15 protein-coding genes are annotated in these 13,754 nt (G+C 66.5%); 5 read left to right on the forward strand and 10 right to left on the reverse strand.

All coding sequences use genetic code 11. The annotated features are described in order from the left end of the window. Positions 1 to 59: 59 nt before the first annotated feature. Positions 60 to 377, forward strand: coding sequence for an ASCH domain-containing protein (locus tag PSC72_RS10185; protein ID WP_274325770.1), 318 nt, complete (start codon positions 60 to 62; stop codon positions 375 to 377). On the opposite strand, the gene hisE is transcribed toward PSC72_RS10185, so the two are convergent. Together hisE and pdxT are read right to left on the reverse strand one after the other, a co-directional pair. Next, positions 378 to 665, reverse strand: coding sequence for a phosphoribosyl-ATP diphosphatase (gene hisE, locus PSC72_RS10190; protein WP_274325771.1), 288 nt, complete (start codon positions 663 to 665; stop codon positions 378 to 380). It abuts the gene before it with no gap. Between the two features lie 107 nt (positions 666 to 772). Then, complete coding sequence (gene pdxT, locus PSC72_RS10195) at positions 773 to 1,384, reverse strand: pyridoxal 5'-phosphate synthase glutaminase subunit PdxT (RefSeq protein WP_274325772.1); 612 nt, start codon at positions 1,382 to 1,384, stop codon at positions 773 to 775. A 359-nt stretch (positions 1,385 to 1,743) separates the two neighbouring features. Here pdxT and PSC72_RS10200 point away from each other — a divergent pair, with 359 nt between their 5' ends. Beyond that, positions 1,744 to 2,769 carry a PrsW family intramembrane metalloprotease gene (locus tag PSC72_RS10200; protein WP_274325773.1) on the forward strand — a complete coding sequence of 342 codons (1,026 nt, stop codon included), beginning with the start codon at positions 1,744 to 1,746 and terminating at the stop codon, positions 2,767 to 2,769. A gap of 24 nt (positions 2,770 to 2,793) precedes the next feature. Here PSC72_RS10200 and PSC72_RS10205 read toward each other — a convergent pair whose 3' ends face one another. Further along, the gene (locus PSC72_RS10205; RefSeq protein WP_274325774.1) at positions 2,794 to 3,450 is read right to left on the reverse strand and encodes a riboflavin synthase; all 657 of its coding nucleotides are present in this window, start codon (positions 3,448 to 3,450) and stop codon (positions 2,794 to 2,796) included. 119 nt (positions 3,451 to 3,569) lie between these two features. On the opposite strand from PSC72_RS10205, the gene PSC72_RS10210 reads away from it, so the two are divergent. Then, a complete protein-coding gene (locus PSC72_RS10210) occupies positions 3,570 to 3,818 on the forward strand; it encodes a DUF7533 family protein (RefSeq protein ID WP_274325775.1) in 249 nt (82 codons plus the stop codon). A gap of 108 nt (positions 3,819 to 3,926) precedes the next feature. Beyond that, positions 3,927 to 5,831 carry a flippase activity-associated protein Agl23 gene (locus PSC72_RS10215; RefSeq protein WP_274325776.1) on the forward strand — a complete coding sequence of 635 codons (1,905 nt, stop codon included), beginning with the start codon at positions 3,927 to 3,929 and terminating at the stop codon, positions 5,829 to 5,831. Positions 5,832 to 5,939: 108 nt separating this feature from the next. Here PSC72_RS10215 and PSC72_RS10220 read toward each other — a convergent pair whose 3' ends face one another. From PSC72_RS10220 to PSC72_RS10235, 4 genes are all read right to left on the reverse strand, one after another. Further along, positions 5,940 to 6,830 (reverse strand): ketopantoate reductase family protein, encoded by an 891-nt coding sequence (locus PSC72_RS10220; protein WP_274325777.1) that lies wholly within the window; start codon positions 6,828 to 6,830, stop codon positions 5,940 to 5,942. A 5-nt stretch (positions 6,831 to 6,835) separates the two neighbouring features. Continuing rightward, positions 6,836 to 7,129, reverse strand: a complete 294-nt coding sequence (locus PSC72_RS10225; protein WP_274325778.1) for a DUF7130 family rubredoxin-like protein — start codon at positions 7,127 to 7,129, stop codon at positions 6,836 to 6,838. Between the two features lie 79 nt (positions 7,130 to 7,208). Next, on the reverse strand, positions 7,209 to 7,862 hold the full coding sequence (locus PSC72_RS10230) for a hypothetical protein (RefSeq protein WP_274325779.1): 654 nt from the start codon (positions 7,860 to 7,862) through the stop codon (positions 7,209 to 7,211). A gap of 58 nt (positions 7,863 to 7,920) precedes the next feature. After that, positions 7,921 to 8,523: a DUF7504 family protein gene (locus PSC72_RS10235; protein ID WP_274325780.1), complete on the reverse strand. Its 603-nt coding sequence runs from the start codon at positions 8,521 to 8,523 to the stop codon at positions 7,921 to 7,923. Between the two features lie 251 nt (positions 8,524 to 8,774). Between PSC72_RS10235 and PSC72_RS10240 the strand changes: the two genes are divergently transcribed. After that, complete coding sequence (locus tag PSC72_RS10240) at positions 8,775 to 8,915, forward strand: DUF7503 family protein (RefSeq protein WP_274325781.1); 141 nt, start codon at positions 8,775 to 8,777, stop codon at positions 8,913 to 8,915. A 1-nt stretch (position 8,916) separates the two neighbouring features. Here PSC72_RS10240 and PSC72_RS10245 read toward each other — a convergent pair whose 3' ends face one another. The 3 genes from PSC72_RS10245 to PSC72_RS10255 form a co-directional block, all read right to left on the reverse strand. Beyond that, the gene (locus tag PSC72_RS10245; protein WP_274325782.1) at positions 8,917 to 11,034 is read right to left on the reverse strand and encodes a hypothetical protein; all 2,118 of its coding nucleotides are present in this window, start codon (positions 11,032 to 11,034) and stop codon (positions 8,917 to 8,919) included. A gap of 123 nt (positions 11,035 to 11,157) precedes the next feature. Further along, on the reverse strand, positions 11,158 to 12,369 hold the full coding sequence (gene metX, locus PSC72_RS10250; protein ID WP_274325783.1) for a homoserine O-acetyltransferase MetX: 1,212 nt from the start codon (positions 12,367 to 12,369) through the stop codon (positions 11,158 to 11,160). 3 nt (positions 12,370 to 12,372) lie between these two features. Then, on the reverse strand, positions 12,373 to 13,671 hold the full coding sequence (locus PSC72_RS10255; protein WP_274325784.1) for an O-acetylhomoserine aminocarboxypropyltransferase/cysteine synthase family protein: 1,299 nt from the start codon (positions 13,669 to 13,671) through the stop codon (positions 12,373 to 12,375). Positions 13,672 to 13,754 lie beyond the last annotated feature (83 nt).

Here is a 13,754-nt window from a genome sequence, read left to right on the forward strand (position 1 = left end):
TACCCCCCGGCAGTCGCGGTCGGAGTCACGCTTTTCCCGATTCCGCACCCAGCCAGCGTATGGCGAAGATCGACGCGAGCGAACTCCTCCCGAACGGCCACGTCCAGCAACTGGCGGCCGACGGCGAGATCACCCAGATGCACCGCGGACACAAGTACGCCGACGAGGGCGACACCTTCGAGATAGACGGCCAGACGTTCGAGGTGACCGACGTGATCCGACGGACGCTCGGCGACCTCACCGACGAGGACGCCCGGCGCGAGGGCTCAGCGGACCTCGACGCCTATCGCGAGCGGCTGAACCGCGTCCACGACGAGTTCGAGTGGGACGACGACAGCGACGTCGTCCGCCACCGATTCGAGCCGCGAGAACAGTAGTTACCGCCGCTCGGCCAGTTCAGCGCGCAGGTCTTCCAGGTCCATGTCCTTCATCGCTAGCAGGACGAGCAGGTGGTAGACGATGTCGGCGGACTCGTGAGCGATCTCTTCGCGGTCGTCGTCCTTCGCGGCGAGCAGTAGCTCCGTACTCTCCTCGCCGAGCTTCTCCAGCACGGCGTTCTCGCCTTTCTCGTGGTCGAACAGCGACGCGGTGTAGGAGTCCTCGGGCAGGTTCTCCTTGCGGTCCTCGATGACGGCGAACAGCTCGTCGAGCACGTCGTCGGTCATTACCCGCCCTGTCGACGCCCCGAGGTAAGTCCCCTCGGGTTTCCGCACGCGGCAGCGACGGCTACGCTCACGCCACACTTCTCGCGGGTCACTCCGTTCCCCACTCGCTATTCGAGGCCGCTCACTGCGTTCGCGACCTCGCTCTCGAAAAACGCCAGATCGTGAATCCGGTAATCGTCTGTCAGCTCCGGGTGGAACGACGTCCCGACGACGGGACCGTCCCGCACCGCGACCGCCCGGCCGTCCCACTCGGCCAGCACCTCGGCGTCGCCCACCGAGTCGATGAGCGGCGCGCGGATGAACACGGCCGGGAACGGCTCGTCGAGGCCCGTCACGTCCAGGGGGGCCTCGAAGCTGTCCGCCTGACGCCCGAAGGCGTTGCGCTCGACGGTCACGTCGATCAGGTCCAGCGAGGTGACGCGGTCGTCGTTCGGGTCGGCCGAGGCGACGATGAGGCCGGCGCACGTCGCCAGAACCGGCTTGCCGGCGTCGACGTGGTCGACGATCTCCGGGGCGATGCCCTCGCGCTGGAGGTGCCGGGAGATCGCCGTGGACTCCCCGCCCGGGAGGAGCAACAGATCGCAGTCCGGGACGACGCTGGACTGGCGGATCTCCACGACCTCCGTCGACTCGTCGTGGCTGGCCGCGGCTCGCCGGATGGCCTCGGCGTGTTCGCTCACGTCGCCCTGGACGGCGACGACGCCCGCCCTGATGGTCATACCTCCGTTACCGGACGCGGCGCGAAAAAACTCTCGTTCTCCGTCCCGAACCCGCCCGTTTCGCCGCCGTCGGTCGGCGAGCGGTCTCCCGCCGGGTTCAGTCGTCCGCCGATTCTTCCGCTGTCTGTTCCTCGTCGGCCTCGTCCGCCGGCGGCGCGGAGTAGAGCATCCCGCGACTCGCGCTGATTCGTGTCATTGTCTCGCACTCGCCGGTTTACACTGATAACCGTACCCCTGAATGTAATATGCAGTATTAAGACACATTAAGGTAATATAAGGCGCCTCGATCGCCGGAATCAGCACTCGACACGCGAACACCGGCCAAACTGTTAGGGACGGGGAAGCCCTAACGGCTATCCATGTCAGATAGGCGGGACCCGGTCGAGGCGCGCGCGGACAAGGGACGGGACCTCTACGAGGTGTCGACCTGGGAGGCGCGGTCGGCGTTCGACAAACTGTCGGCGGGGCTCTACTCCGTCGGCGTCTCGGCGGCGCGACTGTTGGTGATCCTGGTGGCAGTCGCGATCCTCGCCTTGCAGTTCGCGCTGGGCGGCCTCGGTGCGGTCACCAACCCGATCATCGGCGTGTTCGTCCTGCTGTCGGCCGTGCCGGCGTTCGCCCTCGCGGTCTACGTCTGGTACGCCGACGTGACGACGTCGGAACCGCTGGAACTGCTCGTCGGCACGTTCGTCCTCGGCGTGCTGTTCGCCAGTTTCGCCGGCATCGTGAATGGGATCGCTGACTGGGGGCTGCAGTCGCTGGGGCTGACGGCCGGACTCGTCGGCTTCGTCTTCCAGATCCTCTTTTTCTACGTCGTCGTCGGGCCGATCGAGGAGACCGTCAAACTCCTCGCGGTGTGGCTGTACCCCTATCGGAAGCCGGAGTTCGACGCCGTCGTCGACGGGGCGGTCTACGGCGCGATGGCCGGCCTCGGCTTCGCGACCATCGAGAACGCCATCTACATCTCCGGCCAGACCCAGGGCATCGCCGACCCGCTGAACCTGATAGCGGCTGGCACCGGCATCTCGGCCGTCCGCGCGCTCGCGGGGCCGGGTCACGTCATCTACTCCGCCTTCGCGGGCTACTACCTCGGTCTCGCGAAGTTCAACCGCGAGAACGCCGGCCCCATCGTGGTCAAGGGGCTGCTGATCGCCGCGCTGATCCACGCGACGTACAACTCGCTGTCGAGCGTCGTTCCCGCCGTCGTGTCGAACGCCACCGGCATCCCGTGGATCCTCGTCTTCTTCGGGTTCATCATCGTCTACGACGGGATATTCGGCCTCCTGCTCATCCGGAAGATCTCCCGATACCGGAAGGCCTACCACGAGGCCCACGACGAACCCCCGGAGGGACAGCGGGCGGAACTCACCGAGTTCGATAGCTGATCCGGCGGTACGCGGCGGTCGGCCCTATCGGTACTCGCCGAGCGCTTCGCGGACGGCGGCCACGTCGGCGCCGGCCTCCGCGTCGCGGTCGGCCAGGCCGAGCATCCGCTCGACGTACTTCGCGAACACGTCGACTTCGACGTGGACCTCGTCGCCGGGCTCTCTCGCCGAGAGCGTCGTCTCGTGGTACGTCGTCGGGATGATCGCCACGGAGAACGTCCCCGCCGCCTCGTCGAGGGAAGCGACGGTGAGGCTGATCCCGTCGAGCGCGATGGACCCCTTCTCGACGACGTACTGGGCCAGCCCCGGCGGCAACTCGAAGGTGTAGGCCCAGTCTTCGCCCACCCGCTCGACGTCGACGATCTCGGTCGTCCCGTCGACGTGACCCTGCACGACGTGTCCGTCGAAGCGCTCGTCGGCGGCGAGCGCCCGCTCCAGATTGACTTCCTGGCCCTCGACGACCGAATCGAACGTCGTCCGGTCGAGCGTCTCGGCGGCCAGGAACACCGAGAACCACTCCCCGTCCTCGTGCTCCTCGACGGTGAGGCAGGCGCCGTCGACGCTGACGCTCTGGCCACCCTCCAGGCCCGAAAAGCCCGTCCCGATCCGGAGTCGGCGGCCGGCGTCCGTGTCCTCGATCCCGACGATCTCGCCCGTCTCCTCGACGATGCCGGTGAACATACGCCACGGTTGGGAAGATCGTCACAAAAGGATTATCGTTCACGGATATGGGACGGTTTCGAGCGGCCGCGCCTCCGGGAGGCGCGGGGCTTTTGCCGGTCGGGAGGGTATCGGGGGGCATGGCGCGCAGTATCCTCGGATTAGTCGGGCTGGGGGCGACGCTCGTGTTCGCGATCCCGGTCGCGATGCTGGGGTTCGACTACCTCGTGCTCCAGGGGAGGACGGGTCTCGGCGCCGCCCTGCTGGTCGCGGCGGGGCTGATGATCGCCATCGAGGAGTACGTCACGACGCCGGGCGATCTCGCGGGAACCGCGGTCGAGAAGACGGTCGGGACGGTCGTGAAATCGCCCGACGACGACGAGAAGTGAGCCCCAGTAGTCTCCGCCCAGCGAGCCGTCGCGACCGTCGATCGCGGACTGGGTTGCACGCCGAAATAGATCCAAGCGTTAAAATCGTGAGGACGTGACACGGCGGATATGCGCCGCTCCGACTCCGAGTCAGCCGCCCGCGACGAGTCCGACGACGCCGCGGACGCACCCGAGTCCGAGTCCTCCCACGACGGCGTCGACGAGGCGTCCGAGCCCGGTCCGGAGTCAGGCCCGGACCACGGCGATCCCTCCCGGTTCGGCCCCCTCGACCGCCTCGACGAGGCGACCCGGTGGGTGCTCGGAATCGTCTTCGTCGGGTTCGTCCTCCGCTTCGCCCTCCTCGGCGCGCGCGTCGCGCACTTCGACGAGGGGCGGGTCGCCTGGTGGGCCGACCACTTCCTCGACACCGGCCAGTTCGAGTACCGCTACATCATCCACGGCCCGCTCGTCCAGCACGTCAACAAGTTCATCTTCGACGCCTTCGGCACCAGCGACGTCACGATGCGGCTGTTCGTCGCCGTCGTCGGCGCCCTGCTCCCGCTGTCCGCGCTGCTGTTCCGCGAGCACCTCGACCGCGACGAGATCGTCGGCGTCGCCTTCTTCCTCGCGCTGAATCCCCTGCTCGTCTACTACTCGCGGTTCTACCGCAGCACGCTGATCGCGGCCGCGTTCGCCTTCGTCGCCTTCGGCCTGCTCGTGCGCGCGTACGACGAGTGGAACGTGCGGTACGTCCACGCGGCCGTCGTCTTCGTCGCGCTCGCGTTCACCGCGAAGGAGAACGCGGCGGTCTACCTGCTGGTGTGGGTCGGCGCGACGGCCCTGCTCGTCGACCAGTTGCTCTTCCGGACCGGCGACGACCAGTCGGGCTTCGAGTGGCTCAGGGCCCGCGTCGCCGAGACAGACCGGCGACCGATCGCGGAGTACGTCGCCGACTTCGTCTGGCACTTCGCCGTCGCCGTCGTCCTCTTCCTCGGCGTCACGCTGTACTTCTACGCGCCGCGGTCGCCCGGCACCGAGGCCGTCGGGTTCTGGCAGACGGTGTTCAATCCGACGCTGTTCCCGGAGCTGTTCGATCGCACCCTCGACGACGTGGTCGAGGGGTACAGCTACTGGTTCGGCGGGACGACCGACGCGGGCTGTCGGAAGGAGAACGTCATCGACGCCTACCTCTGTTTCCTCGGGCAGGAACTCCACGCGATGGCCCAGGCGGCGTTCGCCCTTTCGGCGATGGCCGTCGTCGGCTTCATCGCAGAGCGCTGGGGTCGCGTCCGCTCGCGCGCCGTCGTCCTCTTCTGCGCCTACTGGGGCTTCGTCTCGGTCATCGGGTACCCGCTGGGGACCGACATCGCCAACGCCTGGATCGCGGTGAACGCGCTCGTCCCGCTGGCGGTCCCCGCCGGCGTCGGCATCGCGCTCGTCGTCGACCGCGCCCGCGACTCGCTCCACACCGGCTCGGTCCGCTTCGGCGTCACCGCGTTCGTCCTCCTGTTGATCGGCGGCTACATGGCCACCTCCATGGCCACCAGCGTCTACCTCAACCCGTCGAGCGAGGGCAACGAACTCGTCCAGTACGCCCAGCCCGCAGACGACTTCCGGCCGTCGATGCAGGTCCTCGAAGAGCGCGCCGAGACCCACGAGGGGACGGACGTGCTCATCGTCGGGTCCAGTTACGTCCGGGACAACCCGCGCAGCGGCGGGCTCGAACCCCGGTGTTCGAGCATCAGTGAGACGCTCCCCTTGCAGTGGTACATCGAGTCATACGGCGCGACCGGGGACTGCGTCCAGAGCGCCGACCAGGCCGTCCAGCGACTGCAGAGCGAGGACTCCGACCCGCTCGTCGTCATCGCCCCGCAGTCGCTCGAAAACGATCTCAGTCCGGCGGTCGAGGGCTACGACTCGGAGGTCCACCGCATGCGTGTCTACGGGAGCAAGACCGTCTTCTTCACCGCCCGCTCCCCCGGCACCGGCGCGTCCGCGGGGAACGCGACCGCACTGGAACCCCCGACCGGGTGACTGCCGGCGAACGCACGTCGCTCTCGGCGAGCCAGCCGGCGATCGCAGGTTCCGCCAGCAATCGTCCGTCCCGTCTTCTCGCCGATCTGTTCTCTCGCCACACTCGCTCTATCGCAGACCGCGCTCTCGTTCCCAGGCCCGGAGGAGCGCCGTCAGCGTCTCGTTGACCGGGACCGGTTCCTCCGCCCGTTCGACGACGGCCCCGTTTATCGCGTCGACTTCCGTCCGATCGCCGGCGTCCACGTCCTGGAGCATCGACGACCGGTTGGCGGCGGTCGCGTCAGCGACCCGCTCGACCTCGTCCGCGGCGGTCTCGTCCGAGAGGTCGATCCCGCGCTCGCGGGCGACCGCGGCCGTCTCGACGGCGGCCCGACGGGCCGTGTCGCCCGCCGGCCCCTCGGAGAGCGCCCCGTTCTCGACTCGGGCCAGCGCGGTCACGGCGTTGATCCCGGCGTTGACCGCGAGCTTCTCCCAGCGGCGCCGCGGCATGTCCGTGGCGACCGTCGTCTCGATGCCGGCCGCGTCGAACGCGGTGCCGACCCGGTCGGCGAGAGACGAGGTACCCCCTCCGGGCGGACCGAGGACCACCTCACCGATGCCGGTGTAGTCGACGCGACCCGGTCCGCGGAGGCGAGCGCCGTAGGTGCAGGTCCCCGCGAGCACCGGGCAGGCCAGCGCGTCGGCCAGTCGCTCCTCGTTACCCAGTCCGTTCTGGAGGGAGAGCACGCCGTCAAGATCGACGGAGGCGAGAGCCGCCGCGGCCGCGTCCGTGTCGAACGCCTTCACGGTCACGACGGCGAGGTCGAAGCGTTCGGCGGGGACTGCGGTCGCTGCCGCCGGCTCGACGTGCGCCGACACCTCGCCCTCGACCCGGAGGCCGTCCTCCCGGACTCGCTCCGCGTGCGGGTCGCGGCCGACCAGCGTCACGTCGTGGGCGCGCGCGAGGAGCCCGCCGAGGAGGCTGCCGAGGCTCCCGGCGCCGAAGACGAGGATTCGCACGGGGCTCAGTCTTCGATCCAGTAGTAGAGCTCCTCGCGGGCGGCGCCGCAGGACGGACAGGCGTCCGGGATCGTCTCGATGTCGCCCATCTCCCCGCACTCCCAGCAGCGCCACATCAACTCCGCCTCGCCCGCCTGGCCGGTCGTGAGGTGCTCGCCCGACAGCTCGGCGATCCCCTGGTCCGTCGTCACGTAGAACCCGTGTTCGTCGAACCCGCGGACGGTCCCCAGTCGGTTCCCCTCGTCGTCATAGACCGCCTGACCGAACCCGAGGTCGATCTCCTCCGCTGGCTGGCTCATACCCGATATTGGCACGACACTCGCATAAAACCACGTGACAGGGCTGCTGACCGCCGGTCAGGTCTCCCACTGCGGCCGCTCACTCGTCGCAAACGTCCGACTCCGCCCCGTCAATCTCACTCGCCCCAGCCGGATCGTCGGACTCGTTTCGACAGTCATCGTCCAGCCTGCGCTCACGCGGTGAGAGCGCGGCATCGAACGCGGACGAGGCGTCGATCCGCCGGTAGGCGTCGGCGAGGTCGCGCCGGAGAGCGTCGAGCCGTCGGTCCAGTCTGTCGCGTTCCAGCGTCGCGTCCTCGTCGTCGTCAGCGAGAGCGGCCCGCTCCTCCGCGAGGGCGTAGTACTCGTCCAGCCGCTTCCGGTACCGGGCGCGGACCGCCAGCCGCGACACCGTCTCGCGGACAGCGTCCTCGTCCCGCTCGACGACTGCGTCCACGGGTGCCTCGCGGGCGAACCGAGGTCGGTCTCGGTTCCGACCGGCGTCCGCATCGAGGAGCGCGACCTGCCAGTCCGAGCCGCGACAGCGCAGGCCGTCGAGTATCTGATCTATCGGTCCGTCACCGAGGTCGCTGTCGACGAGGACGACGTCGACTTCCCGGTCCAGGGTCTCGTAGAGGGCCGCGGGGGAGTACGCGGTCCTGACTGTGCCGTCTTCGCGGAGGGTCGCTGCCATCGCGTCCACGACCCCAGCGTCGGCACCTGCGAGCACGACCAGGTGCCGTCCCGAAGTCATACTCGGCGACTCGCCAGGGAGGTATAAAGAGTCGTCCCTTTGCCGTCCCGCGATTTCGTCACCGATCGGAAACGCTGGAGCGGGGGCCGTCGAACTGGACGACCGCGTCACAGAGGATCCGGAAGGTCTCTACCGAGGCCGGGTCGTGCGCCTCCGGATCGAGGTGGAAGAAGACGACGCCGTCGACGCGCCGAGTCACTTCGCCGAGCGTGTAGACGAACTTGAACGCGGTCGACTCGTCGACGTACCGGAGAACACCGGTCAGCGAGTGGACGACGACGCCGACGTCGTCGTCCTCGTCGTCGGCGCGTTCGAGCACGTCGCTGATCTGCCGTCCGAGCGCCTCCAGGTCGGTCGGGTCGGAAACACGCTCTACTGTCGGGTCGGACGAGCCATCTGCTTCGGTCGCCGCCGACCGAGTGTCTTCGTCGACGTCCACGCAGGTGACGGGCATCGTCGCGGACAGCGGGCTCCGGTCCCACAGCGAGAGCCACTCCGAGGCGGACTGCCTGATCGTGACTGCGGCGGCGCGGTCGACGTGCTCATCGACCCGCCGCAACGCACGTACGCCGGCGTCTATCGATCGGTTCTGTACGTCGGACGCCAACAGGAGGACCGTCGTCGCGTCCGCGAAAGCGGTTCCACCGTCGGATCCGGACATTATCTGACCCTCTCCCCGTCTACCCCGTTCGCCATAGATATTCCGACCACGGGTCCACGTGACAATGAATCTTATTATACCCCGACATCCTATCGTCTCAAAGACACGTGAATCGGTATCAGAGATTCCCTCCGAAACGCCGTGAGACGCGAATTCCTAATCTCTCTCGTAAGTACTGATAATATAACGGTTAATTTATCTCTAATTTTTAGATAAATTCAATCAGGTCGCGGATAAATAAATATTTGGCTATGAGCCAAGAATCAACGCGACTCCGCGAATTCCTCGAAGAGAACCCCAAATGGATCGGCGTCATGTTCAGCGCGCTGTTGCTGCTCTCGCAGGCCGGCTCCGCCGCAGCGGCTAACGGTGGCTCAATGACTGGTCCCTAATTTAGAGTTCAGATATATCCATACTCCAGTTGAGAGAATCGTCGATATCAACGGGCACATCTTGTTTGTGGAGGAAGTCGATAGTCTCTGACTCTGTGAGTCTAAAAGATCCCATCTGGCCAGAATTTATGTAAAATGAAGAGACACCAGCAATTTGCGGAATAAACATCGTGCCCATCGGTGTGGATAAAGTTGGATATCCAAACAAACGGAGGTTATAGAGGTCCGATCCAACCTTTTCGACAACGGCTTTGTTCGGGGTCCCGGACCGATTTTCGACGATAGATGCGCTCGCGTCACCGACGACGAGATAATGGTGCCCGATTTGTTCGTATTCCTTGATTATTGAAACAGTCGCTGCTAGCGAGAAGCCTTGGTTAAGCAACTTTGCGACGGTACGGCCGACCGAGGTCGCTGCTTCGTTGACGATGTCTGTTACTGTCGCTATTCCGGCCACCGCTCCGCTCTTAACCAGTCCACGGCCCTGCTCGTATGAATCACAGGCGTTGAGGAGGAATGCGCTAACGTTCACCTCAGAGAGGTGCCGCGTGTCGAGATATCCATCGGTACAGCGGATGCCTTCGTCGTCGACGTGACCGATGTAGTGGAGGAAGTCGACATCGGATTTCAGGACTTCACGCATCTCCATCGTCGTCAACTGATCCCGGAACGTGATGTCGAACTCGACCCAGTCTCGTGTCCCGTAGATATCAGAGACGACGTTCTCGTCGGTCATCTCCTCGTCGTTACACACAACCGCGACCTGGATCTGCGGGTCGGTCGTCGGTTCGAACGATAGTCGACGGTAGTACGCGTCGACCGTCATCTTGCTCGCACCGACGGGGAGCCCGTCGCCGACGTATGCCTGCTCGATGCTGTCCGCTGGCTCCGGGCGGAAGATGTCCGCGTCGGTCGTCGAGGCGGACGAGTTCGTCGACCGGGCTTTCGTACTCCGTCGTAGCGCCTGCGGGTTGTCGCGGAAGAACGATTCGACCTGCTCCGAGAGGTCTTCGAGCGCTTCGTCGTCCGAGGGGACCGCTCCGGGACAGCGGACGATCGCGAGTTCGTTCGCGAGGAACGGGAGCGCGCTAACGTGCTCGGCGTACGGTCGCACGTCGGCCGTCAGTTTCCACTTCGGGACGATGTCGGCGAGCGACTCGTACGGAATCTCGAGGTATGTCCTGAGTTGCTCGGGAAGCGAACTGTCGTAGACCTCCGCGAAGTCGAGATCGACTCGCTCCTCCACTTCAGTGCGTTCGTGCAGGTCTACCTGGTAGTACCCTTCCGTCCGCGTGACGCAGTCGAGCAGGAGGACCTGTTTGAGGGTTCGGGTGACTGCGGGTTCGAATCCGTCGTCGCCGTCCAGCGGGTACGACCACTCGTCCGTCACGATTCGGGGTGACGGGCCCGGTTGGAGCGTCGCCCCGAGATAGTACACGAGCGGTACGACCGGGTAGATGAACTCCTCTACGGGCGGCACTTCGATGGCGACTCCGTTGTTCGGAGAGTCGATCTCCGCTGGAATCGAGAGTTCGTCACCGAGTTCGACGAGCGGGGGGTGCCCCCGTAGCGACGGGAACGACCGTTCGCAACTGGTCGTCTTTAGCGCCGACCCGAGGGTCGAGAGCGCAGCCATGATATCTTCGGGCTGCTCCGTGGTCGTCACAGTGGCCGCTGGCTGTTCGTGAACTGAGCGTGCGCCGACATGCAAGTGATCAGTTCCCGATAGCGAAAGACGGACGCAGTCTTCCATCGAGGTAACCGCGATGCCGCCATCGACCGCAAACTGTAATTTGACCTGTGTAGTCGCCAACTCGACGTTATAGCGTTCGGGAGGTAACGTCACTGATTCTTGGTCATTGACTTCCGCGACTGTGTTTCCTTCTTCGTCGCGGATCCACAGCGGGACGAAATACGGCGTCTCGATCGTATCGGTCCAGATCGTGGCGCCGGTGTCGGCCGGGAAGTAGAACCGGTCGGTGTCACAGTCGGCGATGTCAGGTTGCTCGGGGGTGAGGAGCGCGAACTGTGTCTCCTGGATCGGGTCGACGATCTGTGCGCCGTGGCGACTCGGGTGCTGGCGGATCTGCGGCCGGGTCGCGTCCAGGTCGATTGTCATGCTGTAGAGGCTCCCTACGCTCTCCCCGCGGGGCAGCGGCAGTCCACCCGTGCCCGTCCCCCCGAGACGAGTATCCGAGCAAACGCAGTGGGGAGAAAAAAGCTTGTTGGCCCTGCAAACCCGTCAATCAGAGAACAGGCTCGTGTGGACCGGCGCGAAGGACGGGTCGTCGTCCTCGGGGGGTTCGTCGGTGTCGGTGACCGCCGTCCCCTCGACGCCGTCGGCGAGGAAGTCGGCGAGCGGCGGCCCGACGCTCTCCGGTTCGACGAGGAACGCGTCGTGGCCGTGGTCGGACTCGACGAGGTGGTGGGCCGAGCGCACGTCCGCGTCGCGCAGCGAGTCGGCCAGTTCCTCGGCCTGCGTCGGCGTGAAGTGCCAGTCGCCGGTGAAGGACATGACGAGCGCCTCGCCGTCGAAGGCCGCCAGCGCGTCCTCGTCGGACTCGAAGCCCGCCGAGAGGTCGTAGTTGTCCATCGCGCGGGTGAGATAGAGGTAGGCGTTGGCGTCGAAGCGCTCGACGAACGACTCCGCGTTGTAGTCGAGGTAGGACTCGACGTCCCGGTAGGGGAAGAAGCCGGCGGCGGGGTCGGTCGGGAACGAGCGCGCGGCGTCGCGGCCGGCGGCGCGGCGGCCGAACTTCTGCTCCATGGAGGCCTTCGAGAGGTACATGACGTGACCGATCTGGCGGGCGAGCGCCAGTCCGTCGTCGGGGTCGGGGCCGTCGCCGTAGTAGTCGCCGCCCTGCCAGTCGTCGTCGGTGGTGATCGCGCGGCGGGCGATGGCGTCGAGCGCGAGGCACTGCACGTCGAGGCGCGCGGCGGCGGCGATAGGGACGATCCGCTCGACGTGGTCGGGGTGCTGTTTCGCCCACTCGAGGACGTTCATCCCGCCGACGCTCCCGCCGACGACGGCGTGGAGGTGCGGGATGCCGAGTTCGTCGAGCAACTGGCGCTGGGCGTCGGTCCAGTCGGTGACGGTGACGGCCGGGAAGTCGGTGCCGTAGGGCTCGCCGGTCTCGGGATTCTCGCTTGCGGGACCGGTGGTGCCGTAGCACGAGCCGGGGACGTTCGCACAGAGGACGTAGTACTCCCGGGTGTCGATGGCCTTGCCGGGGCCGACGATGTCGTCCCACCAGGCGCGGGCCTGGCCGTCGGTCTCGTCGTCGGGATGGCGTCCGGCGACGTGCGCGCTGCCGGTGAGCGCGTGGCAGACGAGGACGGCGTTGTCGCCGGTGAACTCCCCGTAGGCCTCGTAGGACACTTCGAGCTCCGGGATCGAGCGACCGCACTCGAACTCGAACTCGCCGAGCGAGACCGAGTCGCGTTCGATCTCCATCGATCAGTCACCTGTTCCGTTCGCGCGCTCGATGGCGCCGTCGACGTCGGCCAGGACGTCGTCGACGTCTTCGATGCCGACCGAGAGGCGGACGAGGTCGGGCGTGACGCCGCTTGCGCGCTGTTCCTCCGCGGAGAGCTGTGCGTGAGTGGTGCTCGCGGGGTGGATGACGAGCGTCTTCGCGTCGCCGATGTTGGCGAGGAACTGGGCGAGGTCGGTCTCCTCGCAGAATCGCTTGCCCGCTTCGAACCCGCCGGTGAGGCCGAAGGCGATCATGCCGCCGTAGCCGCCTTCCAGGTACTCGCTGGCGGAGTCGTGGGTCTCGTGCGATTCGAGGCCGGGGTACGTCACCCACTCGACGCCGTCGTGGTCGGCGAGGAACTCCGCCACGGCCTGGGCGTTCTCGCAGTGGCGCTCCATCCGGAGCGAGAGTGTCTCGGTCCCCTGGAGGGTCGCCCAGGCGTCGAAGGGCTTCTGGCCGTCGCCGAGCGAGCGGACGCCGCGCTGTCGGGCCGCCATCGCGAACGCCTGATCGCCGAAGCGGTCGGCGAACGTGACGCCGTCGAAGGCGTCGTTGGGCGCGCCGATCTCGGGGAACTTCTCTGGGTGGTCGGCCCAGGGGAACGATCCGCCGTCGACGAGGACGCCGCCGACCGTGGTGCCCGACCCGTGGATCCACTTGGTGGTCGACTCCCAGACGACGTCGGCGCCGTGGTCGAGCGGGTTGCAGAGCGCGGGCGTGGCGAAGGTGTTGTCGACGAAGACGGGGACGCCGCGCTCGTGGGCGACCTCCGCGATCTCCTCCATCGGGGGCGTGACCAGAGAGGGGTTCCCGATGGTCTCGTAGTGGACGTAGGCGGTGTCCTCGTCGATGGCCTCGGCGTAGGCGTCGGGATCGAGCGTGTCGACGAAGCGCGTCTCGATGCCGCGGCGACTGCCCATGTTCGAGAGGTAGGAGTGAGTACCGCCGTAGATAGAGGAGGCGGTGACGACGTTGTCGCCGGCGCTGGCGAGGATGGAGGTGCCCGCGTCGAGCGCCGCCATCCCCGAGCCAGTGGCGACGGCGGCGGTCCCGTTCTCCAGCGAGGCGAGGCGGCGTTCGAGCGTCGACACGGTCGGGTTGTCGAACCTGGAGTAAACGTTCCCCCCGTCGTCCAGCGCGTACCGGTCGGCCGCGGTGTCCGCGTCGTCGAAGACGTACGAGGTCGTCTGGTAGATCGGTGGGGCGCGGGCCCCTGTCGCCGGATCGACCTCCTGGCCGGCGTGGACACAGCGGGTACCGAAGGCGTACGGATCAGTCATGTGTGTCGTGCATATCTCTCCAAACATCTATAACCACGAGTTACGGCAAATATCTCAGTGTCAACGGTTGGCACAGGCATCGA

The organism is Halosimplex aquaticum (genome assembly GCF_028747785.1).
GTDB classification, from domain to species: domain Archaea; phylum Halobacteriota; class Halobacteria; order Halobacteriales; family Haloarculaceae; genus Halosimplex; species Halosimplex aquaticum.

Excerpts from the sequence above, each read along its gene's own strand:
- PSC72_RS10210 (WP_274325775.1), top strand. The coding sequence starts at position 3,570 with ATGGCGCGCAGTATCCTCGGATTAGTCGGGCTGGGGGCGACGCTCGTG.
- PSC72_RS10230 (WP_274325779.1), bottom strand. The coding sequence starts at position 7,862 with ATGACTTCGGGACGGCACCTGGTCGTGCTCGCAGGTGCCGACGCTGGG.
- metX (WP_274325783.1), bottom strand. The coding sequence starts at position 12,369 with ATGGAGATCGAACGCGACTCGGTCTCGCTCGGCGAGTTCGAGTTCGAG.
- hisE (WP_274325771.1), bottom strand. The coding sequence starts at position 665 with ATGACCGACGACGTGCTCGACGAGCTGTTCGCCGTCATCGAGGACCGC.
- PSC72_RS10245 (WP_274325782.1), bottom strand. The coding sequence starts at position 11,034 with ATGACAATCGACCTGGACGCGACCCGGCCGCAGATCCGCCAGCACCCG.
- pdxT (WP_274325772.1), bottom strand. The coding sequence starts at position 1,384 with ATGACCATCAGGGCGGGCGTCGTCGCCGTCCAGGGCGACGTGAGCGAA.
- PSC72_RS10255 (WP_274325784.1), bottom strand. The coding sequence starts at position 13,671 with ATGACTGATCCGTACGCCTTCGGTACCCGCTGTGTCCACGCCGGCCAG.
- PSC72_RS10185 (WP_274325770.1), top strand. The coding sequence starts at position 60 with ATGGCGAAGATCGACGCGAGCGAACTCCTCCCGAACGGCCACGTCCAG.
- PSC72_RS10215 (WP_274325776.1), top strand. The coding sequence starts at position 3,927 with ATGCGCCGCTCCGACTCCGAGTCAGCCGCCCGCGACGAGTCCGACGAC.
- PSC72_RS10225 (WP_274325778.1), bottom strand. The coding sequence starts at position 7,129 with ATGAGCCAGCCAGCGGAGGAGATCGACCTCGGGTTCGGTCAGGCGGTC.
- PSC72_RS10240 (WP_274325781.1), top strand. The coding sequence starts at position 8,775 with ATGAGCCAAGAATCAACGCGACTCCGCGAATTCCTCGAAGAGAACCCC.
- PSC72_RS10205 (WP_274325774.1), bottom strand. The coding sequence starts at position 3,450 with ATGTTCACCGGCATCGTCGAGGAGACGGGCGAGATCGTCGGGATCGAG.
- PSC72_RS10235 (WP_274325780.1), bottom strand. The coding sequence starts at position 8,523 with ATGTCCGGATCCGACGGTGGAACCGCTTTCGCGGACGCGACGACGGTC.
- PSC72_RS10200 (WP_274325773.1), top strand. The coding sequence starts at position 1,744 with ATGTCAGATAGGCGGGACCCGGTCGAGGCGCGCGCGGACAAGGGACGG.